This window comes from Pseudomonas fakonensis (assembly GCF_019139895.1).
Taxonomy (GTDB): domain Bacteria; phylum Pseudomonadota; class Gammaproteobacteria; order Pseudomonadales; family Pseudomonadaceae; genus Aquipseudomonas; species Aquipseudomonas fakonensis.
Window position 1 is genome coordinate 2890397 of sequence record NZ_CP077076.1, and the last position, 21456, is coordinate 2911852.

Below are 21456 nucleotides of genomic sequence, written 5' to 3' on the forward strand. Positions count from 1 at the left end.
GCAGGGCCGGCCTCATCGCCGGCAAGCCGGCTCCTACAGGGGGGAGGTGTGCCTGCTGGTTGCGACAAGTTGCCCGGTTGACTTCCGTCGGTGTAACAAGATGTTAATCTTGACTTAAAGGTCAGTTTTTGTGATCGTGCGCGGCCTCAGGCTGCCAGTGCGCAGCCACACGCATCAGAAAAACAAGGGCAGCGCCTGACTGCCCCCGAGGATCAACCATGTCCAACCGTGATATTTCCCGGCGCTCGTTCCTGCAAGGCGGGCTGGTGGCCGGTGTCGGCGTGACCCTGGCGCCGCTTGGCAGCCAGGCGTTCGCCGCCCTGATGGAAAACCGCGTCACCACCTCGGCGCAAAAGTGGATGAAGCACGACGGCCAGGCGCGTTTTCGTAACGACGCGCTGTCGAAGGTGTGCGGCAACAAGGTGTTCGCCCGCGATATCCGCGCCAAGGACATGCCCGGCTGGCCGCAACAGCAGGGCCACGCGATGCTGCTCAAGGCGACCAAGGCCGACCGCATCTACGCAGGCTTCGACCTCGCGCTGCTGGGCGCCGGCCTGCAGCCGGACCGCATCGTCACCGCCGACGACCTGAAAAAGGACGGCATCGCCTGGCCCGAAGCCCACTCGCCAGACCCGCTGCTGCCGCCTGGCCAGGTGCCGATGTTCATCGGCCACCCGGTGGCGATCCTGATCTGGAACGACTTCGAGCGCTATCGCAAGGCCAAGGCCAAGCTGCAGTTCAACGACCAGGCGATCCGCTATGGCTCACAAGCCCCGCTGTACCAGCGCGACCCTTACGGGAGCTTCCGTTTTGTGCGGGTGGGCGGCAACACGCCGTTCGACGAGGACGAATACTCAAGCCTGAAGAACACCATGCTGTTCCCCACCATCCTGGCCCGCAAGCCGGTATGGACCGCCGAACCCAAGCAGCACGGCAACCTCACCGAGCAGGGCATGTTCTACGCCCAGCGTATCGACCAGCAGCTCAAGGCGCCGCCTGAAGACTGGCTGCTGTTCGACGAGCGCTACAAGACCCCGTCCATCGAGCCGGCGGCACTTGAGCCGGACAACGGCAACGGCTGGTACGACCCGGCCACCGGCACCCTGCATTTTGTCGTGGCCACCCAGTGCCCGTTCGAAGTGGCGCAGGAGTGCGTGCACATGATCAAGCCGTCGCGCTTCGCCCTCAAGCAGCTGAACGTGCACCCGGGCTACACCGTCGGTTACGGCTCCAAGGACAACAACATCTTCGTGTTCTACGCCGCCGTGGCTGCGCTGTACGGCGCCGGGGTGCCGATTCGCCTGGCCAACGACCGCTACGAGCAGTTCCAGAGCGGCATCAAGCGCCACCCGTTCGACATCCGCTACCAGCTGGCGGTGGACAAGCGCGACCTGAGCTTCAAGATTTTCCGCGCCGAAATGACCGTCGACGGCGGCGGGCGCATCAACTACAGCCCGTCGGTAGCGGCGGTGGGCGCCACGGCTGCGCAGTCGATCTACTACATGCCGCAGAACGACCTGTCGGTGACCGCCTACCACTCGCGCGGCGTCGAGGCCGGCTCCATGCGCGGCTACGGCACCCTGCAGAGCATGGCCGCCACTGAAATGATGGTGGATGAGATTGCCGGGCGCCTGGGCGTCGATGCCATCGAGCTGCGGCGCAAGAACGCGCTCAAGTCGGGCATGAAGAACACCCAGGGCGCGGTGCCCGCCGGTGCCCTGCGCCTGCACGAGATCCTCGACAAGGCCGCCGAGCATGAGTGGTGGAAAAACCGCGACGCGCGCAAACGCGCCGAGGACGCCAAGGACCACGACAACTGGTACGGCGTGGGCTTTGCCATCACCCAGAAGGACTTCGGCACCGGCTCCGAGGCGCCGATGGCGGCCATCGAGTTCAGCGCCGACGGGCAGATCACCCTGCGCCATATCGGCACCGAGCTGGGTACCGGCATGTCGACTTCGCAGGCCCTGGTGGTCAGCGACTTCCTTGGCCGGGTTGCCGACCATGTGCAGACCGCCCAGACCGAATGGCCGGAGCTGGCCCTGAGCACCAGCGGCAACCCCTACCTGATCAGCCAGGCCGAGCAGGACGCCGCGCTGCGCGACCCGCGCTGGGTCGGCAAGCTGGCTTCGCCGTCCTCGGCGACCAACTCGGCGTTCTACTTCAGCCACGCCACCCGAGAAGCTGCGCGGGTGCTGTTCAACCACGGCCTGTGGCCGGCTGCCATGGCGCTGTGGAGCCAGGGCCCGTATGGCGGCCAGGCCAACCCGTTGGTGGTGCGCCGCGAGAACGCGGTGTGGGTCAACGGCGAGCTGACCGGCAACGGCCTGGCGCCGATCCCGTTTGCCACCCTTGCGCAAAAAGCCCACGAAATGGGCCTGGTCACCGGCGCGAGCGTGCATGGCTTCAACCGCTGGAGCTGGGCCGAGGCCGATTTCGTCATCGATGGGGTGCGCGAGCGCCTGCCGCTGGACGCCCTGGCGGTGAAATACGGCGATGGCGCGGTAAACGCCAAGAAAGCCCAGATGAGCAGCGCCGGCTTCCACCTGCTGGACCGGCAGAACGCCGAGTACCCGGCCACCCAGTTGAACAACGCCATGGTCACCTACTACAGCCCGGTGGCGACCATCGTCGAAGTGAAGGTGAACAAGGGCAGCGGCGAGGTGCAGGTGCTCAACCACCACAGCTGGGTCGAATGCGGCCGGGTGCTGGTGCCCGAGCTGGTCAAGGGCCAGCTCGAAGGCGGCATTGCCATGGGTATCGGCCATGCGCTGCTCGAAGAAATGCCGCTGTACGAAGGCGGCCCGGGGGAGGGCGACTGGAACTTCAACCGTTACCGCCTGCCGATGGCCAGGCATGTGGCGGTGTGGAAGCAAACGTCGGAGATTCTGCCGCCGCTGTCACCCACCGACCCGTCCAAGGGCATTGCCGAGGTGGTGATGATCCCGGTGGTCGGCGCCATCGGCAACGCCGTGGCCCATGCCATCGGCAAGCGTGTCCGCGACCTGCCCATCACCCCCGCCCGCGTCAAGGAGGCCCTCAATGGCTGACCGCAAGCTGCAACTGACCCTCAACGGTCAACCTGTCGTCACCGAAGTGGTCCCCGATGACCTGGCGATGCTCGACTACCTGCACGAATACCAGAACCTCACAGGCTCGCGCTTGGGCTGCGGGCAAGGCATCTGCCACGCCTGCGTGGTGATCGTCGACAATCCCGACGGCACCAGTGAAGAGGTGCGCACCTGCATCACCGGCGCGCATTACTTCGAAGGCAAGAAAGTGCGCACCATCGAGGGCCACGCGAAACTGGACGAGGCCGGTAACCCGGTCGAGCTCAACCCGATCCAGCAAAAGTTCGTCGACAAGTTCGCCTTCCAGTGCAGCTACTGCGCCCCGGGCTTTGTCAACGCCGCCACGGTGCTGGTGGAAAGGGCCCAGCGCAAGCCACTGAAAAAGAGCGAGCTGGAACACGCCATCGAGGCAAGCCTGGGCCACCACGTGTGCCGTTGCACCGGCTACGTGCGCTACTACGAGGCCACCCGCGATGTGCTGGGTGACCTTGGCCTGGTCAAGGAGGGCTGAACATGACACGTGTTCTGAGCAGCCTGGCCCTGGCCATGGGCGCTGTGTTCGCACTCGGCGTACAAGCCGCTGATCAAGGGCTGATCAAGCGTGGCGAGTACCTGGCCCGCGCCGCCGACTGCATGGCCTGCCACACGGCAGAAGGCGGCGCGCCCTATGCCGGCGGCCTGCCGATCCATTCGCCGTTCGGCACCATCTATGGCACCAACATCACCCCGGACAAGCAGCACGGCATCGGTAACTACAGCCAGGATGAGTTCTATGCGGCGCTGACCGAGGGCAAGCGCAAGGACGGCGCCAACCTGTACCCGGCCATGCCGTACACCTCGTATCACCTGATCAAGCGTGAGGACTCCGACGCCATCCACGCCTACCTGATGAGCGTGGCGCCGATCAACCGGCCCGCCCCGGTTACCAGCCTGAGCTTCCCGTTCAACGTGCGCACCGGCCTGATGGGCTGGAACCTGCTGTACGGCAAAAGCGTGCAGGTGGAGGAGGGCAAGGGCAACAGCGAGGCGTGGAAGCGCGGCCAGTACATGGTCGAGGTGCTCGGCCACTGCGGTGAATGCCACACCCCGCGCAACCCCATCGGTGCGCTGGAGCAGGACAAACGCATGAGCGGCGGCCTGCTGATGGGCTACCTGGCCCCCAGCCTGCTGGCCAAGGACCTGGCCGAGCGCGGCTGGAACCAGGCTGACCTGGCCACCTTCCTCAAGTACGGCATGAGCGCCCAGGGCAGCATGTTCAACGAAATGTACCCGGTGGTGCACCACAGCACCCAGCACCTTGAGGACAGCGACCTGTCGGCCATGGCCACCTACCTGCTGGGTGACCAGCCGCCGGCGGCCAAGGTGGTGCAGGCGGTGGCCCACGAGACACTGGGCGAAAGCGCCAAGCGTGGCCGGCAGCAGTACCTGAACGTGTGCGCCGGCTGCCATGGCGTGGACGGCGAGGGCAAGCCGCACATCGCGGTGGCCATGCAGGGCAACACCGTGCTGCGCCAGGGCGATTCGCGCAACCTGGTCAAGGCCATTGTCGACGGCATTCGCGAGCAGCAGTTCACAGGTTTTGAGCGCATGCAGCCGATGCCAGGCTTTGCCGACAAGCTCGACGACCAGCAGTTGACCGACATGGTCAACTACTTGCGCGAAGCCTGGGGCGGTTTGCCGGGCGACTTCACCCAACAGCAGCTGGCCCAGCTGAAGGCGGACTGAACCGTGCAGCATCTCGACCTGCAGGTGGTGCAACAGGCGGGGCAGTGGGCCCGCGATGGCTTGCGTGTGTGGCTGTGTACTGTGCTTTGCACCTATGGCTCGGCGCCCCGTGCGCCGGGCTCGCTGCTGGCCGTGAGCGAGAGCGGGCATTGGGTTGGTTCGTTGTCCGGCGGTTGCGTCGAGGAAGACTTCCTCGAGCGCGTTGCCGCCGGTGAGTTTGCCAGCCGCGTGGCGGTGGTGCGTTATGGCGACGGCAGCGACAGCCGCGGCAATATCCGCCTGCCCTGCGGGGGCATCCTCGATGTGCTGGTGGAGAACCTGCCGGGCGACTGCGCAAGCCAGGCGCATCTGGCGCAACTGGAGGCGGCGCTGTTGGGGCGCCGGCGTTTGTTGCGCGAGGTCGACCTGGGCAGCGGTGCGTTTCAGTTGCACGACGACCACAGCCAGGGCCCACGGGTAGAGCAGGGCGAGGGCCGCGTGCGGCTGCGCATCGGCGCCGCCCAGCGCCTGCTGCTGGCGGGCTATTCCAGCGTCGCGCATTTTTGCGCCGAGTTCGGCAAGGGCCTGGGTTTCGAGGTGGTGCTGTGCGACCCGCGGGACGAGGTGATGGACAACGTGGTGCTCGGCGGGATAGAAATTCGCCGTGAACTGCCCTCGCTGTTCATCGCCAATGGCGGCTGCCACCGCGACACTGCAGTGGTGGCGCTGACCCACGACCCGAAAATCGATGACCTGGCCATGCTCGAAGCGGTACGCACCGAAGCTTTCTACATAGGGGTGATGGGCTCACGCGCCACCTCCGACAAACGCCGCGAACGCCTGCGCCGCATCGGCGGGCTGAGTGACGGCGAAATGGCCCGCATCCACGCGCCCATCGGCCTGAACCTGGGCAGCAAGACCCCGGCGGAAATCGCCCTGGCGGTGCTGGCCGACATTCTGCGTACCCGCAGCGGCGTCGCCCGCGAGGCGCTGTGACGGTCGTCGCGCTGGTACTGGCGGCGGGGCAGGGCTCGCGCTTTGGTGCGGACAAACGCCGGGCCGTGCTGGGCGATGGCCGCAGCCTGTTGCAGCACAGCGTCGAGCGCGCCCTGGGCGTGTTCGATGAGGTGCGGGTGGTGCTGCGGGCCGGGGAGAGCGCTGCACAGCTGGGCTTGCCGGCGCAGTGCCGGGTGGTGCCCAGCCCGGATGCCGGGTTGGGCATGGGCCATAGCCTGGCGGCGGGCATCGCGTCGCTGGGCGATAGCCAGGCCACGGCAGTGGCCATCGTGTTGGGCGACATGCCCTGGATCCTGCCGCAGACCTTGCGCGAGCTGGCCAGCCAGGCGGCTGCGCCACGCATCGTGGTGCCGCGCCATGGCGGGTGCAATGGCCACCCGGTGTTGTTTGGGCGGGATTTTTGGGGTGAGTTGGCCGCGTTGGGTGGTGATGAAGGGGCGCGGTCGGTGCTGCAACGGCATCGGCAGCGCGTGGTGTGGCTGGATACCGAGGATGGCGGCGTGTTGCGCGATGTGGATGTGCGGGGGGCGTTGGGTTGAGTTCTTGTATTGCCTGAGCCGGCCCTATCGCCGGCAAGCCGGCTCATACAGGTACAGCGCACGCCCGAAGCTTGTGCGATTCCTGTAGGAGCCGGCTTGCCGGCGAAAAGCTTCAGCCATCCACCTTGCGCGCTGCCTCGACCCCGGCCGAAGACAACTTGATCGGGTAACTCACGCTCAGTTGGTGCTGGTCATCGACACTCACGCTACCGTCATGGATCAACCCATGTTCCTGCAGGGTCTTGAGCATCCCGGCCACGGCTTTTTCGCCGCGGTAGTTGTCGAGGATTTCCTTGCCCAGCCCTTGCGGGTGGGCGTGCAGCAGGCGGGTCAAGAGTTCGGTTTGCAGTGCGCTATCGCTCATGGGGTACACCTCCTACTTGCCGTGGCTGGCCTGCAGTTGCTTGGCCATGTTCAGGTGCTGCTCCAGGTTGGGCAGGGTTTCGTTGGCAAAGGCCTTGAGTTCGGGCTTGTCGGACGACTCGCCCTCACGCTTGAACAGCTCGACGGCCTTCTGGTGGGCATCGACCTGGTTGTTCAGGTAGGCGCGGTCGAACGACTCGTCGCGCATTTCGAGAATCATCTTGCGTGCCTTGTCGGTCAGGCCCGCTTCGTTGGGGATGTCGATGTCCAGGCGTTTGGCCAGGGCCATCAGTTGCTGGTTGACCGCGGTGTGTTCCTTGACCATCAGCTCGGCGAAGGCGCGCACGTCGGCGGCCTGGCTTTTTTCCAGGGCGAGTTTGGCAGCGACCACTTCGGCGATGCCGCCTTCGACCGCCGCGTCGACGAAGTCATCGGAAGCGGCGAACGCCGCCGGTACGCTGCCGAGCGCCAGGGCAACAGCCAGTGACAGGGTTTTGCAGCTCATGGCGAACTCCTTTGCAGGTGGCGCGACGTCAGTGTCGCGTACGGTTGAGCCCGGCACGGGGGCAAAGGTTTGATCTGATTGCCCGGCGCGCGCCGAAAGGCACTGTAAAGCCTGTGGTCACGGCATTGCCGCCCCCGGGCCACGACTCTACAATCCGCGCGCCCAAGCCCCGGCCAGGCCACGCGCAGGCGCGCTGGGCTATAGTCATGGGCGGCAGACACTCGATGACAAGGGACTTCAATGTGTGCAGCCAGAAAACAGCCTGAAGACGGCCCCTTTGCCCTGACCAGCGAGCAACGCGCGGTGTCGCTGTTTCGCCTGGTGCTGGGGTTCATGGCCGTGGTCATGCTGGCCTTCGTGCTGGTGGAGGGCTGGCGCATCTGGCGTGACTACCGGGTGGCTTTCAGCAGTGCCGAGAACGCCGTGACCAACCTGGCCCGGGCTACCGCCCAGCACGCCGAAGACGCTATCCGCCAAGTCGACGCCATCACCGCCGCGCTGGCCGAACGCCTCGAGGGCGACGGTTTCGAGCATATCGACCGGCCACGGCTGCACGCCTTGCTCAAACAGCAGGCGCAGATCATGCCGCAGTTGCACGGCTTGTTCGTCTACGCCCCCGACGGCAGCTGGGTGGTCACCGACCAGGACGCGGTGCCAGCAGGCGCCAACAACGCCGACCGTGACTACTTCATCTATCACCGCACCCATACCGACCGCCAGGTGCGCATCGGTTCGGTGGTGCGCAGCCGTTCCACGGGCGATTTGATCATCCCCATCTCGCGGCGCCTGGACTACCCCGACGGGCGTTTTGCCGGGGTACTGCTGGGCACCATCAAGGTGGACTGGTTCGTGCGCTATTACGGCGACTTCAAGATCGATGAGCGCGGTGCCCTGGTGCTGGCCATGCGCGATGGCACGATTCTGGTTCGCCGGCCCTTCGTCGAGCAGGTGATCGGCCGCAGCCTGCAGGCCAGCGATATCTTTCGCAAGTACCTGCCATACGCCAGCGAAGGGGTGGCCGAGGCGGTGGCGGTGGTCGACGGCACACCGCGGCTGTATGGCTTTCGTGCGCTCGGCAGCTACCCGCTGGTGGTGGAGGCGGGGCTGTCGCGCGAGTCGATCATCGCGCCCTGGCGCCATGACATGATCAAGTCGGTGGTGGTGCTGGTGTTGCTGCTGATTGGCCTGGCGGCGTTTGGCTGGGTGGTGCTGCGCCAGTTGCGCGAACGTATCGCCATCGAGCGTGCCCTGCACCAGGCCCACCAGACCCTCAAGGCCCTGGCCCTGACCGACAGCCTCACCGGGCTGGGCAACCGTCGCCGGCTGGATGCGGTGCTGGAGCCGGAAATCCGCCGGGCGCGCCGGCAGGGGTATTCACTGGCGCTGGTGATGCTCGACCTGGACTACTTCAAGGCCTACAACGACCGTTATGGCCACCCGGCTGGTGACCAATGCCTGCGGCGTTTTGCCGAGCTGCTGCAGCAGGCGCTCAAGCGCCCGGGCGATCTGGCGGTGCGTTATGGCGGCGAGGAGTTCACGCTGCTGTTGCCCGACACCGATGCCCAGGGGGCCAGCCAGATCGTGCAGGAGATACTGGCGCTGCTGCGCCGTCAGGCCATCGAGCATGGTGGCAGCCCGCTGGGGATCGTCTCGACCAGCGCCGGGGTTGCCGTGGGCGCACCGACGCTGGAGGCGCTCACGCCGGAGAACCTGATGGCCGCCGCCGATGCCGCGCTGTACCAGGCCAAGCGCCAGGGGCGGGACCGGTATTGCCTGGCGGGGAGTGTCGAGGTTCCAAGCCAGGCTTGAGGGGGACCGCTTCAGCTTTCAGACATTGGTAAGACAGCTCTGCCATCACTACGATTCACCGACCACGCGCCGCATTGCACAGCGCCCCTTCAGCCCATGGACCCGTTCCTCGGCCAGTACCTGCCGCAACCGCCCATCCAGCGCTTCGCTGCTGAGTACCTCGAAGCCCAGCCGCGCATAAAACGGCGCATTCCACGGCACCTCGGCGAAAGTGGTCAGTGTCACGCTCTTCAAACCACGATCTTCGGCGATAGCGAGCACTTGTTGCAGCAACTGGCGCCCAAGCCCTTGCCCCTGGGCCTCGCTGCACACCGACAGCTCATGCACATGCAGCGCCTTGCCTTGCACTGAGACGCAGATGAAACCCTGCGGCCGGTCCTGGCCGTTCACCGCCACCCAGCTGCCGGCGTTGGCCATGAACCCGGCATGGGCGGTTTCATCCATCACCTCGCTGTCTGCCAGCCAGGCCAGCCCAGGGTATTGCCTGAACGCCTGGGCCGCAGAGCGTTCGATGGCCGGCAGCAATTTCAGGTCGTGAGCAAGTGAGGGGCGTATGGGCACGGGCGTTCTCCAAGGGGCTGGCCATTGTACCTGTAGGAGCCGGCTTGCCGGCGATGAGGCCGGCCCTGCCAATACCGGTTTCATGGCCCTATCGCCGGCAAGCCGGCTCCTACAGAAAGCGGGGGTTGCAAGAATAATGTTATAAAGTAACATTTACCGATTCCCACTTCCCGCAAGGCGCTCCCACCGTGATCCGCAAGAACCCCTCCGGCCACCTCCCGCAAATCGCCATATCGGCCTACATCGACCCGACCGCGATCATCTGCGGCAAGGTGATCATCCACGACAACGTGTTCGTCGGCCCCTATGCGGTGATCCGCGCCGACGAGGTGGACGCCAGTGGCGACATGCAGGCGATCATCATCGGCGCCAACTCGAACATCCAGGATGGTGTGGTGATTCACTCCAAGTCCGGCGCCGCCGTGCGCATCGGCCAGTACAGTTCCATTGCCCACCGCTCCATCGTGCATGGCCCGTGCGAGGTGGGTGACCGGGTGTTCATCGGCTTCAACAGCGTGCTGTTCAACTGCAAGGTCGGCGATGGCAGCGTGGTGCGGCACAACTCGGTGGTTGATGGCCGCGACCTGCCGCCGCGCTTCTATGTGCCGCCTACCGAGCACATCGGCCCGCACACCGACCTTGCCAAGTACCCGCCGGTGAGCGTGTCGGCCTCGGAGTTTTCCGAGGATGTGGCGCGCACCAACATCGACCTGGTGCAGGGCTACAAAGCTCTGCAGAACGAGTTCTGAGCATGGACGACCTGATCGTTCGCAACGCCCGGCTGGTCAACGAGGGGCAGGTGTTCGACGCCGACCTGCTGGTGCGCCACGGCCGCATCGAGCGCATTGGCGCAAGCCTTTACAACGTGCAGGCCCGGCGCGAGATAGATGCCGCAGGCGCTTTCCTGCTGCCCGGCATGATCGATGACCAGGTGCACTTTCGCGAGCCCGGCGCGGCGCACAAGGGCAGCATCGCCAGCGAGTCGCGGGCGGCGGTGGCGGGGGGCATCACCAGCTTCATGGACATGCCCAACACCAACCCGCCCACGCTCACCCGCGAGGCGCTGGCCGACAAGCAACGACGGGCGGCCAGCCACTCAGTGGCCAATTACGGTTTTCACTTCGGCGTCAGTCGCGACAACCTCGACACCATCGCCGCGTTGAACCCGCGCGAGGTGGCCGGCATCAAGGTGTTCATGGGCGCCTCCACCGGCGACATGCTGGTGGACGACCCGCAGGTGCTGGAAAAGCTGTTCGTCTACGCCCCGACCATCGTGCTGGCCCACTGCGAACATACCCCGAGCATCCTGGCCAACGAGGCGGCCTGGCGTGCGCGCCATGGCGAGTTCATCCCACCGGCCGCGCACCCGCTGATTCGCGATGCCGAGGCCTGCTATCGCTCGTCCAGCCTGGCGGTGGAACTGGCCCGACGTTTTGGCACGCGGTTGCATGTGCTGCACCTGACCACTGCGCGGGAGCTGGCGCTGTTCGAGCCCGGCCCGGTGACGGGCAAGCGCATTACCGCTGAAGTGTGCCTGCACCACCTGCTGTTCGACGACAGCGACTATGCAACCCTTGGCCACCTGATCAAGTGCAATCCGGCGATCAAGACTGGCAGTGACCGCGAGGCGTTGCGCCGGGCGCTGGCCGAGGACCGGGTCGATGTGATCGGCACTGACCATGCGCCGCACAGCCTGGAGGAGAAGCGCCGCAGCTACGCCCAGGCACCCTCTGGCCTGCCGCTGGTGCAGCATGCGCTGCCGGCAGCGCTCGAGCTGGTCAGCCAGGGCGCGCTGAGCTTGACGCAGGTGGTGCACAAGACCAGCCACGCGGTGGCCGAGCTGTTTGCCATTCGTGACCGTGGGTTCCTGCGCGAGGGGTATTGGGCCGATTTCGCGCTGGTCGAGCGGCTGGCTGCACCGCGCCCGGTCGCCGATGACCCGATCCTGGCCCGTTGCGGCTGGACGCCGTTTCAGCATCAGGCCTTCCACCATGTGGTGCGCAGCACGATCGTGTCTGGCCAGCTGGCCTGGCACCAAGGCCAGGTGCAGCCGCACTGCCAGGGTTTGCCGCTGATGTTCGAGCGCTAGCCACCGCCCCCTGTAGGAGCCGGCTTGCCGGCGAAGGGGCCAGCAGGCTTGTTGTTTGCAGGCCCGGCTCCATCGCCGGCAAGCCGGCTCCTACAAGGGCGCGGCGTATTGTCATTTCTCACCAGGACTCATCCCCATGACCGAAGCCGAACTGCTCGACCAACCCAGCGATGCCTACATGAACGAACCCCAGCGCCAGTTTTTTCGCAACCTGCTGCTGGCCCAACGCGGCGAGCTGCAAAGCCGTATCGACCAGGAATTCCGCGCCCTGCGCGAGTACGAGGTGCACAGCGACCCGGCCGATATCGGCAGCGCCGAAGAGGAGCGCCACTGGCAACTGCGCTCGCTGGAGCGCGAGAAGAAGCTGCTGGACAAGATCGACCAGGCGCTGGAGCGCCTGGCCCGTGGCGACTACGGCTGGTGCGAGGAAACCGGTGAGCCCATCGGCCTGCGCCGGCTGTTGCTGCGGCCAACGGCAACCTTGTGCATCGAAGCCAAGGAACGCCAGGAGTTGCGCGAACGACACCTGCGCGCTGAAGGTTAGTCGGCCGCAAGCGGCTGTGCGAGCAACTGCCAGCGTACCGCGCTGACGCCTTTTTCCAGGCTTACCCGGCTGACCAGTCGCTCCAGCGAGGTGGGCGCCTGGGCGGTGCCCAGCAGTTCGGCGCGCACCTCAAGGCGCGTCGCGTCGGCGAGGTCCTCGCTGTGCAGCGATTGCAGGCGCAGGCCTGGGTCACCGAGGCTGTGCAGCATCAGGCTGCGCACCTGGATCTCGTCTTCGGCGCGGCACACGATGCGCACCTCGAAACGTTGCTCGGCCTCGCTGGCCGTCACCACCTCCTGGCGGTCCAGGCGCAGGGCGATGTCGCGCAGCAAAATATTGGCGCACAGCACCACCAGGCTGCCCAACGCCGCCTCCAGCAGCAGGCCGAGGGCGCACAGCACGCCAACCGCGGCGGTGCACCACAGGGTTGCGGCGGTATTCAGGCCGCGCACATTGAAACCGTCACGCATGATCACGCCACCGCCGAGAAAACCGATGCCCGACACCACGTAGGCGGCGATGCGCGAGGCATCGCCGGGCAACATGCCCGGCACCGCCTGGGTCATCAGTACGAACAGGCAGGCGCCGGTGCTGACCAGCGCGTTGGTGCGCAGGCCGGTCAGGCACTGGCGCAGTTGGCGTTCGGCACCGATCAGCGCACCGAGCAACAGGGCCACGCTGACGCGCAGCAAAAAAACTTTCCAATCCATCGCGAACCTCGTTCTACGGGCAATGGCCCGCATGGGCGCCACAGCCAGGTGGCGCGAAACAAAAACGATGATTGCGCAGGGCCACAAACCATAGCGCCGATTGGCGTATGGATCAGAAGCAGGGGAGGTGAAGGAACCACTGTCTACCGGGTGCGGCGAGACAGTGGCAGGAACGCTGCCGGACTAGCTCGCCGTGTGGGCCTGTCGCAATCGACTGGGGCTACTGTCCAATGCAGGCTGCTCCTGTGCAGGGAAGGGGGTAACTGCGACGCGGACCTTACGCCCGGTATCCGGCAGGGTCAAGGGTGAAAGCATGACAATTGCGTCATGGCGAACTTTCCCGCGCCTGGCGCTCCAATGTTACCCTTGTGCCCGTTATCGCCTCGAACCCGGACCCTTGCATGCTGTACAACCTCGCCGTGCTGTTCGCCACCCTGGTGGCCATGGAGGGCGTCGGTACCCTGGCCCACAAGTACGTGATGCACGGCTGGGGCTGGTGGCTGCACCGCTCGCACCATGAGCCGCACCTGGGCGTGCTGGAAACCAACGACCTGTACCTGGTGGCCCTGGCGCTGATCGCTGCCGGGTTGGTGGCGTTGGGCAAGGCCGGGTATGCGCCGCTGCAGTGGGTCGGGGCCGGGGTGGCGGGGTATGGGCTGGCCTACGTGGTGGCCCACGACGGCTTTTTCCACCGCCACTGGCCACGGGCGCCGAAGCCGGTGAACCGCTACCTCAAGCGCCTGCACCGGGCGCACCGGCTGCACCATGCGGTGAAGGGGCGCACGGGGAGCGTGTCATTCGGGTTCTTCTATGCGCCGCCGTTGCGGGTGTTGAAGGGCCAGCTCAAGCGGCGACGCGGTTGAGGGGCGCGGCCCCTGTAGGAGCGGCCTTGTGTCGCGAAAGGGGCGCGCAGCGGCCCCAGGGTTTGCGCATCATGCAAAATTGCCGGGGCTGCTGCGCAGCCCTTTCGCGACACAAGGCCGCTCCTACAGGAATGCGCTGAGTCTATCTTCCGCGGGGCTCGTCAATTCGCAGCCACAGTAGCCTCTGCCTGCCGCCCCCGGCTCACCCACCAGCCAAACCCCGCCGCAGTGAAGAACATGATCAAACTGTACAGCGCCGCGGGCACCGCCATGGTGGCGTTGTTGAGCAGGGTCGGGCTCAGCGCCAGGGCAATGGCCAGGGTACCGTTGTGGATGCCGATCTCCATGCCGATGGCGATCGCCTGGCGCCTGGGGATGTTAAGCAGCCGCGGCACCCAGTAGCCCACCCCCAGGCTCAGCAGGTTGAACAATAGCGCCGCGCCACCGACGATGGGTGCGTACTCCACCACCGTCTGCCAGTCCTTGGCCAGGGCCAGCACAATGGTGAAGGCCAGGAACAACGCCGCCACGATCTTCATGGGTTTCTCCATGCGTCCGGCAAAGCCTGGCGCCCAGTGGCGAATCAGCATGCCCAGCGCCACCGGCAGCAGTACGATGGCGAAAACCTGCAGCACCTTGGCAAATTGCAGTGGGATGGCCTGGCCGGACTCCATGAACCAGCCCAGCGACAGGTTCACCAGCAGTGGCATGGTGAGGATGGCAATCAGCGAGTTGACCGCCGTCAGGGTGATGTTCAGCGCCACATCGCCATGGGCCAGGTGGCTGAACAGGTTGGCGGTGGTGCCTCCGGGGGACGCGGCCAGCAGCATCAGGCCTACCGCCAGCGCAGACTCCAGGCCAAAGCCGTTGGCGATCAGGAAGCACACCAGCGGCAGCAGCACGATCTGGCAGGCCAGGCCGATAACTACAGGTTTCGGGTATTTCACCACCCGGGCGAAGTCGGCCAGGGTCAGCGACAAACCCAGGCCAAGCATGATGATGCCCAGGGCCAGGGGCAGAAAGGCGGTGAGCAGGGGTGAGGCGGTCATGGCGGGCTACTCGGGCGAAGGACCTCGGCCAGTCTAGGTGGCAGTTAAACGATAGCTAATCGCAATGGGCCATCTTTAGTAACCGTTTGTTACCGCAACCCGCGCCGCAGCGGCCCTGTACCGCGTTGCGGTGGCGCGCCTGGCGCAGTAGCATTCGCGCTTTTGCCGAAGGATTAGCCCGTCATGCCGTTCCAGCAAGGTCTGCTTGCCACCCCGGTGCCGGCCCACGCCCGCCACCTGTTCTTTGCCATCGACTCGCAGGAGGCCTTGCCTGGCGTGCTCGACCAGCTGACTGCGCAAGTGGACGGCAGCAGCCTGCTGCTGGCTATCGGTGCGCCGTTGGCCAAAGCCCTGGGGCGAGAGGTGCCGGGTTTGCGTGCGTTCCCGCAACTGGACGCAGCGGTAGAGAACCCGGCGACCCAGCACGCGCTGTGGCTGTGGTTGCGCGGTGAGGAGCGTGGCGAGCTGTTTTTGCGCGCCCAGGCCCTGCAAGCGTTGCTGGCCCCGGCGCTGCGTCTGGTGGACAGCGTCGATGGTTTTTTACACCGTGGCGGGCATGACCTGACGGGTTATGAGGACGGCACCGAGAACCCGGTGGACGAGGCTGCGGTCGAGGCGGCCATCGTCCCGGGTGACGTGGCTGGCCTGGCGGGCTCCAGTTATGCTGCGTTCCAGCTGTGGAAGCATGACTTGGGCTACTTCAAGTCGTTGCCGCAGGGTGAGCAGGACAACATCATCGGGCGGCGCCTGAGCGACAACGAAGAACTCGAAGATGCACCGGAGTCGGCGCACGTCAAGCGTACGGCGCAGGAGAGCTTCGAGCCTGAGGCGTTCATGGTGCGCAGGTCGGTGGCCTGGGCGGATGAGCGCGGGGCTGGGTTGGCCTTTGTTGCCCTGGGGCATTCGTTTGATGCCTTCGAGGTGCAGTTGCGGCGGATGAGTGGGCTTGAGGATGGGGTTGTGGATGGGTTGTATCGGTTTAGCCGGCCTTTGAGTGGGGGGTTCTATTGGTGTCCGCCTGTGGGTGAGGGTGGGGTTGATCTGCGTTTGTTGTTGGGGTGAGGTGGTTGGCTTTATTTGGCTTTATTTGGCTTTATTTGGCTTTATTTGGCTTTATTTGGCTTTAGTTGGTTTTGAGAGTTGTAGGCGCATTCATTATTTGTAGTGACGCTTATTCACCTTTCCGCCCTTACGGCGGGTTACTTTTTTTCGTGGAAAAAAGTAACCAAAAACCGTGCGCTCCATTCATCAGCCCCGCCCGCGGCGGGGTTCCCTCACTCCGGGCTTGCTCCGGGGGTACGCGCCGACGGGCCGTCCCTGGCCCGATCGGCGCTCGACCGGCATCCATGCCGGTCGCCCCCCTACGCAATCCCTGCGTTCGGCCTCCTGAAGTCGCGAAGTTAGGGGCGGCGCCTGCACTGGCGCAGCTAACCGCTAGTTGCCACCGTGGGACCTCAGGGTTGAATCGCGGGGCAAGCCCGCTCCCACGTGGTTCAGCGTGCGCAGTTCCAACGTGGGAGCGGGCTTGCCCCGCGATGGCGTCAGAACAAACAACACATCAACAACAATCAAACCAATATCCAGCTGTTGATCTGGCTGTTGATCTGGCTGTTGATCTTGCTTCTAAGCGCGCGGTAGTTCAGACAACACAAATCGCGACTTCAGGAGGCCGAGCGTAGGGATTGCGTAGGAGGGCGACCGGCATGGATGCCGGTCGAGCGCCGATCGGGCCAGGGACGGCCCGTCGGCGCGTACCTCCGGAGCAAGCCCGGAGCGAGGGAACCCCCGAAGCGCAGCGTAGGGGGCCGGATGATAGGAGCAGGCGGTTTTGCCTACTTTTGCCAAGACAAAAGTAGGCCGCCGTAAGGGCGGAAAGGTGACGAAAAGCCGTCATCGTCAATGAATGCGCATACATCTCCCAACGCAATCACTATAAGCCCGAGCCCGAGCCCGAGCCCGAACCCGAACAAAACATTCACCCCGCCTTGCGCAAGGTAAGGTTGATCCGCCGCTCTCCCAACCGCGAATGCACCCCAGGCCCAACCGGCTGTACCCCATGAAACCGGAGCCGGTCCTCACCCCCCCAAACCAGCACGTCACCATGGTTCAACGCAATACGCCGGGCAGGCTCACTGCGCTGCAGGCCACCAAACAGGAACACCGCAGGCAACCCCAGGGAAACCGACACGATGGGTTGGCTGAAGTCCCGCTCATCGCGGTCCTGATGCAAGCTCAGGCGATCGCCCGGCCGGTAGTGGTTGACCAGGCAGGCATCCGGCACGAACCCCTCGAACCCGGCCAGCGCAGCAGCGCGGCCGGCCAATGCCTGCAGCACCAAGGGCAGGGGCGGCCAGGGCTGGTTGCTCTGCGGGTCGAACGGGGTATAGCGATAGCCATGCTCGTCGCTGACCCAGCCCAAAGCCCCGCAGTTGCTCAGGGCCACGGCCATCGGCAAACCCCCAGGAGTGCGCATGTGCCGCAGCGGCGCCGCCTTGAGTACCAGGCGCAGGGCGTCCAGCAGCGGTTCGACTTGCGCCAGGGCGAAGCCCGGCAGCAGCGTGGTATGGGGAGCCAACTGCTGAGGTTCGGGGCCGAACAGGTCTAGGGGCGGCTGGATCATGGTCGTAGGCTGGGCAAGGATGTGCCTGGCAGTGTACGAGGGATCAGCAGCGTTGGCCTGGATTATCGTGGTGCAAGCGCCCTGGCTTGGCGGCGCCGCGTTGAAAATGCCGAGCCATCCATCGGTGCCCCTGTGCTTAGGCCGGCACCATCGCAAAGCCCACGCCAAAACGGTTCCAGGCATTGATGGTGGCAATGGCCAAGGTCAGGTTGGCGACTTCCCTGGCGTCGAAGTGCTCCAGCAATGCCTCGTATTCAGGCTGCGGGGCGCCACGCTCGGGCAAGCGGGTAAGGCTTTCGAGCCAGGCCAGGGCCGCACGCTCGCGCGGAGTGAAGTAGCGGGTTTCGCGCCAGACGCTCAGCGTCTGCAGGCGGGCTTCGGTTTCGCCAGCTTTACGCGCATCGTTGGCGTGCAAGTTGACGCAATAGGCGCAGCCGTTGATCTGCGAGGCACGCAGGCGCACCAGTTCGAGCAGCGAGTGCTCCAGGCCCGAGGCCAGCAAGGCTTGCTCCAGGCCGATCATGGCTTTGTAAGCTTCCGGGGCGTGCTTGGCCCATTCGATACGTTCGTGCATGGTGGTTCTCCGGCAAATTCAGGCTGTGGAATTGAGCGTGTGGCACTACCTTAGCGCCAGCCAGTCCCCGGCCGAATAGCCAATCCCGCGCTTTGCCAGGAGGCCAATGCGCGCATTCAGGCGGCCACTGGGTTGCATCCAATCTCTTCATTTCTGCCAGGGCAGGGCAGGCGGGATAATGGCCGGGTGTTTTGCAGAGAACCTCAGCCATGACCCACGAACCATTCATGCGCGAAGCCCTCGAGCTCGCCCGTGGCAACATTCACGCCGGTGGCCGGCCCTTCGGTGCGGTGCTGGTATACCAGGGCCAGGTAGTCGCCCGTGCCGTCAACGAAATCCACAGCACCCAGGACCCGACCAGCCACGCCGAGATGCAGGCCATTCGCAAGGCCGCCCACGCGCTGGGCCGCCCGCGCCTTGACGGCGCCGAGATCTACGCCAGTGGCCACCCGTGCCCGATGTGCCTGGCGGCCATGCACTTGTGCGGTATCGAGCGTGCCTGGTTTGCCTACGACAACGCCGAAGGCGAGCCCTATGGGTTGTCCACCGCTGCGGTCTACGCGCAGATGGCGCGCCCGCCGCAGCAGCAAAGCCTGCCGCTGCGCCCGTTGAAGCCGGCCGGCGAAGCGGGTCTGTACGCCGAATGGAAACAGGCTGGCCAGGCATGAGGGGCGCACTGAACCTGCTGTTGGTGGTGCTGCTGGCGCTGAACCTGCGGCCAATCCTCACCAGCATCGGGCCGTTGCTTGAACCCATGCGCCAGAGCACCGGGCTGGGTTACCAGCAAGCAGCCTTGCTGACTGCCTTGCCGGTGTTGTGCATGGGGCTGGTGCCGCTGCTGCAACCTTGGCTGCGGCGCTGGCTGAGCGAGCATGGCGGCATGCTCGCCGGGCTCTCGGCGATTGCCCTGGCTTGCCTGTGGCGCCTGCAACTGGGCAGCGCCTGGGCATTGATTGCCAGTGCGATACTGGCCGGGCTGGGGGTGGCGCTGGTGCAGGGCATGATGCCGGGGCTGGTCAACCGCTGGTTCCCGCGGCGGCTGCCGGCAGCCATGGGCATTTACTCGGCGGCGCTGATGAGCGGCGGCGGCCTGGCGGCGTTGTTGGGGCCATCGATCAGCGCGCACTTCGGGCATTGGCAGGTGGGGCTTGGGGTATGGGCCGCACCCGCGCTGCTGGCGGTGCTGGCCTGGTTGGCCCTGCGGCCGCGCCAGCCGGTGGCAACCCTCGGCGGTAGCGCCGGCGGCCACTGGTTCGGCAACCGCCGGGCATGGTTGCTGGCGCTGTACTTCGGGCTGATCAACGGCGGCTACACCAGCATGGTGGCCTGGCTGCCGGCCTACCACCTGGAACATGGCGGCACGGCTCAGGGCGGTGGCGAACTGGTGGGCCTGATGACCGTGTTCCAGGTGGCCGGTGCGCTGGGCCTGCCATTGCTGCTGCGTGGCCTGGCCGACCGGCGGCCTGGGCTGTGGCTGGCGCTGCTGATCCAGCTGGGCGGCTTTACCGGCCTGCTGCTGGCTCCCGCCAGCGCCATGGGCCTATGGGTGGCGATGATCGGCCTGGGCCTTGGGGCGTGCTTCAGCCTGAGCCTGACGCTGACCCTGGAGCACCTGCGCACCCCAGCCGAGGCGGGCAGCCTTGCGGCGTTCGTGCAGGGTGTGGGCTTTATCGTCACCGGCATCGTGCCCTACATCACCGGCTGGCTACGGGATGTCAGTGGCGACTTTCAGGCGTCGTGGACGCTGCTGGCCTGCACCGTGCTGGCCATGCTGATGGTGACCGCGCGCTTTGCCCCGGGTGGTTATCGGCAAGCTATCGCCCGCCAAGGGCCACAGCGCGAGCCCACGACTGTCAGCTGAGGCTTTGCAAGGTATCGGCGACCCGGTCCAGCGCCGGGTCGATGTCCAATAGCTCGATGGCGCCGAAGCCCAGCAGCAAGCCAGGTTGCACCGGCGCTTCGTTGAAGAACGGGGCCAGCGAGTAAAGGCCAACCTCGACCTTGCGTGCCAGGTTGATCAACTGCTCAACGTCCACCCCTGGGCGGGCCAGGGCGCTCAAGTGAAAGCCGGCGCTGGCCGGTACTGCGCTGAACCAGGGCGACAGGTCACCATCCAGGCGCGCCAGAATGCGTTCGCGGCGAGCACTGTAGACCTCGTGGCAGCGGCGGATGTGGCGGTTCAGGTGGCCTTCGCCAATGAACCGGGCAAGCGCCCACTGCTGCAGGCTCGGGCTGTGCCAGTCGGTCAGGTGCTTGGCCACGCAAGCCGCCTGCATCACCGCTGGTGGCAGCACCGCATAGCCCAGCCGAAGCTCGGGTAACAGGGTCTTGGAGAAGGTCCCGACATAAGCCACCAGGCCGTGCCGATCCAGGCGCTGCAAGGCCTCGGCAGCTGGCCCCTGGTAGCGGAACTCGCAGTCGTAGTCGTCCTCGATCACCAGTGCGCCCAGCTCGGCGGCGCGGGCCAGCAATGCCTGGCGACGTGCCTCGCTCATCGGCATGCCCAACGGAAACTGGTGCGAAGGGGTGACATAGATCAGCCGGGTACCGTCGGCGATCTGCTCCACGCACAGGCCCTGGTCATCCACCGGTACCGATTGCAGCTGTGCGCCCATGGCCAGGAACAGCTGGCGCGCCGGCGGGTAGCCGGGGTCTTCCATGGCTACCTTGCAGCCAGGTTCCACCAATACCCGGGCGATCAGGTCCAGGGCCTGTTGGGCGCCGTTGCACACCAGTACATCGGCGCCGCTGCAGTGCACGCCACGGGCGTAGGCAATGTGATGAGCGATGGCCTCACGCAGCTCGGGCAGGCCCTGCGGGGAGAACTGCCGGTCGGTGTGGCGCTGGCTGCGGCGCAGTGCGTATTGCAGGCAACTGCGCCAGTGGTCGTAGGGGAACTGCGCCTTGCTCGAGGCGCCACCGACGAAGTCGTAGCGCGAGGGCGCATCCAATGCACGGCGGCCCAGGACCGTGGCGCGCTGGCGCCAGCGCTCGAGGGATTCGGCGGCGGCCAGGGGGACGTTTTCGTTGGCGTTGTGCCGCACCGGCAGGCGTGGGGCGATGAACGTGCCGCGGCCGACCTTGCCGCTGAGCAGGTTGTCGTAGGTCAGGCGTGAATAGGCCTCTGCCACCGTCTTGCGTGACACGCCCAGCTGCTCGGCCAGCAGGCGGGTGGGGGGCAGTTGGGTGCCTGCTGCCAGATGGCCGCTTTCAATGCCGGCGCGCAGTTGCTGATAAAGCTGCTCGGCGAGGCCTTTGCGGCCTTCGAGGCGGATGTGCAGTTCCATGGGGCGGGTCCGGCGCGGCTGGGAGCTGCAAAGCTTCGAGGTTTGTGCCAGTGGGCGCAAGTGGGGCGCGCGGGCTTGAAGCCTGCGCTGTATCTGTAGGAGCCGACTTGCCGGCGATGAGGCCGGCAAGGCAGTCCAAGGCTGTCGCTTC

General features: G+C 65.7%; 21 protein-coding genes. 13 read left to right on the top strand and 8 right to left on the bottom strand.

The features are described from left to right. Positions 1-218 precede the first annotated feature (218 nt). The 5 genes from KSS94_RS12865 to KSS94_RS12885 are packed head-to-tail and all read left to right on the top strand — an operon-like array spanning position 219 to position 6331. Positions 219-3050: a xanthine dehydrogenase family protein molybdopterin-binding subunit gene (locus tag KSS94_RS12865; protein ID WP_217843343.1), complete on the top strand. Its 2832-nt coding sequence runs from the start codon at positions 219-221 to the stop codon at positions 3048-3050. Beyond that, the gene (locus KSS94_RS12870) at positions 3043-3582 is read left to right on the top strand and encodes a (2Fe-2S)-binding protein (protein WP_217843344.1); all 540 of its coding nucleotides are present in this window, start codon (positions 3043-3045) and stop codon (positions 3580-3582) included. Before KSS94_RS12865 ends, KSS94_RS12870 begins: the two co-directional genes overlap by 8 nt. A gap of 2 nt (positions 3583-3584) precedes the next feature. Beyond that, positions 3585-4796: a cytochrome c gene (locus KSS94_RS12875; RefSeq protein WP_217843345.1), complete on the top strand. Its 1212-nt coding sequence runs from the start codon at positions 3585-3587 to the stop codon at positions 4794-4796. A gap of 3 nt (positions 4797-4799) precedes the next feature. Continuing rightward, positions 4800-5771: an XdhC family protein gene (locus KSS94_RS12880; protein WP_217843346.1), complete on the top strand. Its 972-nt coding sequence runs from the start codon at positions 4800-4802 to the stop codon at positions 5769-5771. Then, complete coding sequence (locus KSS94_RS12885) at positions 5768-6331, top strand: nucleotidyltransferase family protein (protein WP_217843347.1); 564 nt, start codon at positions 5768-5770, stop codon at positions 6329-6331. Before KSS94_RS12880 ends, KSS94_RS12885 begins: the two co-directional genes overlap by 4 nt. A 112-nt stretch (positions 6332-6443) precedes the next feature. Here the strand turns inward: KSS94_RS12885 and KSS94_RS12890 are convergent, their stop codons facing one another. Further along, complete coding sequence (locus KSS94_RS12890) at positions 6444-6695, bottom strand: hypothetical protein (RefSeq protein ID WP_217843348.1); 252 nt, start codon at positions 6693-6695, stop codon at positions 6444-6446. A 12-nt stretch (positions 6696-6707) separates the two neighbouring features. Next, entirely contained in the window at positions 6708-7199 is a 492-nt protein-coding gene (locus tag KSS94_RS12895; RefSeq protein WP_217843349.1) for a DUF4142 domain-containing protein, read from the bottom strand. A 240-nt stretch (positions 7200-7439) separates the two neighbouring features. Between KSS94_RS12895 and KSS94_RS12900 the strand changes: the two genes are divergently transcribed. Then, positions 7440-9008 (top strand): sensor domain-containing diguanylate cyclase, encoded by a 1569-nt coding sequence (locus tag KSS94_RS12900; RefSeq protein ID WP_217843350.1) that lies wholly within the window; start codon positions 7440-7442, stop codon positions 9006-9008. A 48-nt stretch (positions 9009-9056) separates the two neighbouring features. On the opposite strand, the gene KSS94_RS12905 is transcribed toward KSS94_RS12900, so the two are convergent. Then, positions 9057-9569, bottom strand: a complete 513-nt coding sequence (locus KSS94_RS12905) for a GNAT family N-acetyltransferase (protein ID WP_217843351.1) — start codon at positions 9567-9569, stop codon at positions 9057-9059. 188 nt (positions 9570-9757) lie between these two features. Between KSS94_RS12905 and KSS94_RS12910 the strand changes: the two genes are divergently transcribed. The 3 genes from KSS94_RS12910 to dksA all read left to right on the top strand — a co-directional run bounded on the left by KSS94_RS12910 (position 9758) and on the right by dksA (position 12202). After that, positions 9758-10318, top strand: coding sequence for a gamma carbonic anhydrase family protein (locus KSS94_RS12910; protein WP_217843352.1), 561 nt, complete (start codon positions 9758-9760; stop codon positions 10316-10318). A 2-nt stretch (positions 10319-10320) separates the two neighbouring features. After that, positions 10321-11658, top strand: a complete 1338-nt coding sequence (locus KSS94_RS12915; protein WP_217843353.1) for a dihydroorotase — start codon at positions 10321-10323, stop codon at positions 11656-11658. Positions 11659-11794: 136 nt separating this feature from the next. Then, complete coding sequence (gene dksA, locus KSS94_RS12920; RefSeq protein WP_217843354.1) at positions 11795-12202, top strand: RNA polymerase-binding protein DksA; 408 nt, start codon at positions 11795-11797, stop codon at positions 12200-12202. On the opposite strand, the gene KSS94_RS12925 is transcribed toward dksA, so the two are convergent. Next, on the bottom strand, positions 12199-12912 hold the full coding sequence (locus KSS94_RS12925; protein ID WP_217843355.1) for an MgtC/SapB family protein: 714 nt from the start codon (positions 12910-12912) through the stop codon (positions 12199-12201). The two genes, dksA and KSS94_RS12925, sit on opposite strands and share 4 nt — an antisense overlap. Before the next feature lie 401 nt (positions 12913-13313). On the opposite strand from KSS94_RS12925, the gene KSS94_RS12930 reads away from it, so the two are divergent. After that, positions 13314-13775 (top strand): sterol desaturase family protein, encoded by a 462-nt coding sequence (locus KSS94_RS12930; protein ID WP_217843356.1) that lies wholly within the window; start codon positions 13314-13316, stop codon positions 13773-13775. Positions 13776-13936: 161 nt separating this feature from the next. Here the strand turns inward: KSS94_RS12930 and KSS94_RS12935 are convergent, their stop codons facing one another. Next, positions 13937-14824: a bile acid:sodium symporter family protein gene (locus KSS94_RS12935; RefSeq protein ID WP_217843357.1), complete on the bottom strand. Its 888-nt coding sequence runs from the start codon at positions 14822-14824 to the stop codon at positions 13937-13939. Positions 14825-15007: 183 nt separating this feature from the next. Here KSS94_RS12935 and KSS94_RS12940 point away from each other — a divergent pair, with 183 nt between their 5' ends. Then, the gene (locus tag KSS94_RS12940) at positions 15008-15886 is read left to right on the top strand and encodes a Dyp-type peroxidase (RefSeq protein WP_217843358.1); all 879 of its coding nucleotides are present in this window, start codon (positions 15008-15010) and stop codon (positions 15884-15886) included. Between the two features lie 913 nt (positions 15887-16799). Here the strand turns inward: KSS94_RS12940 and alkB are convergent. Both alkB and KSS94_RS12950 read right to left on the bottom strand, forming a co-directional pair. Beyond that, positions 16800-17444 carry a DNA oxidative demethylase AlkB gene (gene alkB, locus KSS94_RS12945; RefSeq protein WP_217843359.1) on the bottom strand — a complete coding sequence of 215 codons (645 nt, stop codon included), beginning with the start codon at positions 17442-17444 and terminating at the stop codon, positions 16800-16802. A 136-nt stretch (positions 17445-17580) separates the two neighbouring features. Next, positions 17581-18018: a carboxymuconolactone decarboxylase family protein gene (locus KSS94_RS12950; protein ID WP_217843360.1), complete on the bottom strand. Its 438-nt coding sequence runs from the start codon at positions 18016-18018 to the stop codon at positions 17581-17583. Between the two features lie 209 nt (positions 18019-18227). Between KSS94_RS12950 and KSS94_RS12955 the strand changes: the two genes are divergently transcribed. Both KSS94_RS12955 and KSS94_RS12960 read left to right on the top strand, forming a co-directional pair. Then, positions 18228-18686, top strand: a complete 459-nt coding sequence (locus tag KSS94_RS12955) for a nucleoside deaminase (RefSeq protein ID WP_217843361.1) — start codon at positions 18228-18230, stop codon at positions 18684-18686. Next, positions 18683-19879, top strand: a complete 1197-nt coding sequence (locus KSS94_RS12960; RefSeq protein WP_217843362.1) for a CynX/NimT family MFS transporter — start codon at positions 18683-18685, stop codon at positions 19877-19879. The genes KSS94_RS12955 and KSS94_RS12960 overlap by 4 nt, the downstream gene beginning before the upstream one ends. Here the strand turns inward: KSS94_RS12960 and pdxR are convergent. Continuing rightward, entirely contained in the window at positions 19872-21305 is a 1434-nt protein-coding gene (pdxR, locus tag KSS94_RS12965; RefSeq protein WP_217843363.1) for a MocR-like pyridoxine biosynthesis transcription factor PdxR, read from the bottom strand. The genes KSS94_RS12960 and pdxR overlap by 8 nt on opposite strands. Positions 21306-21456: the final 151 nt, after the last annotated feature.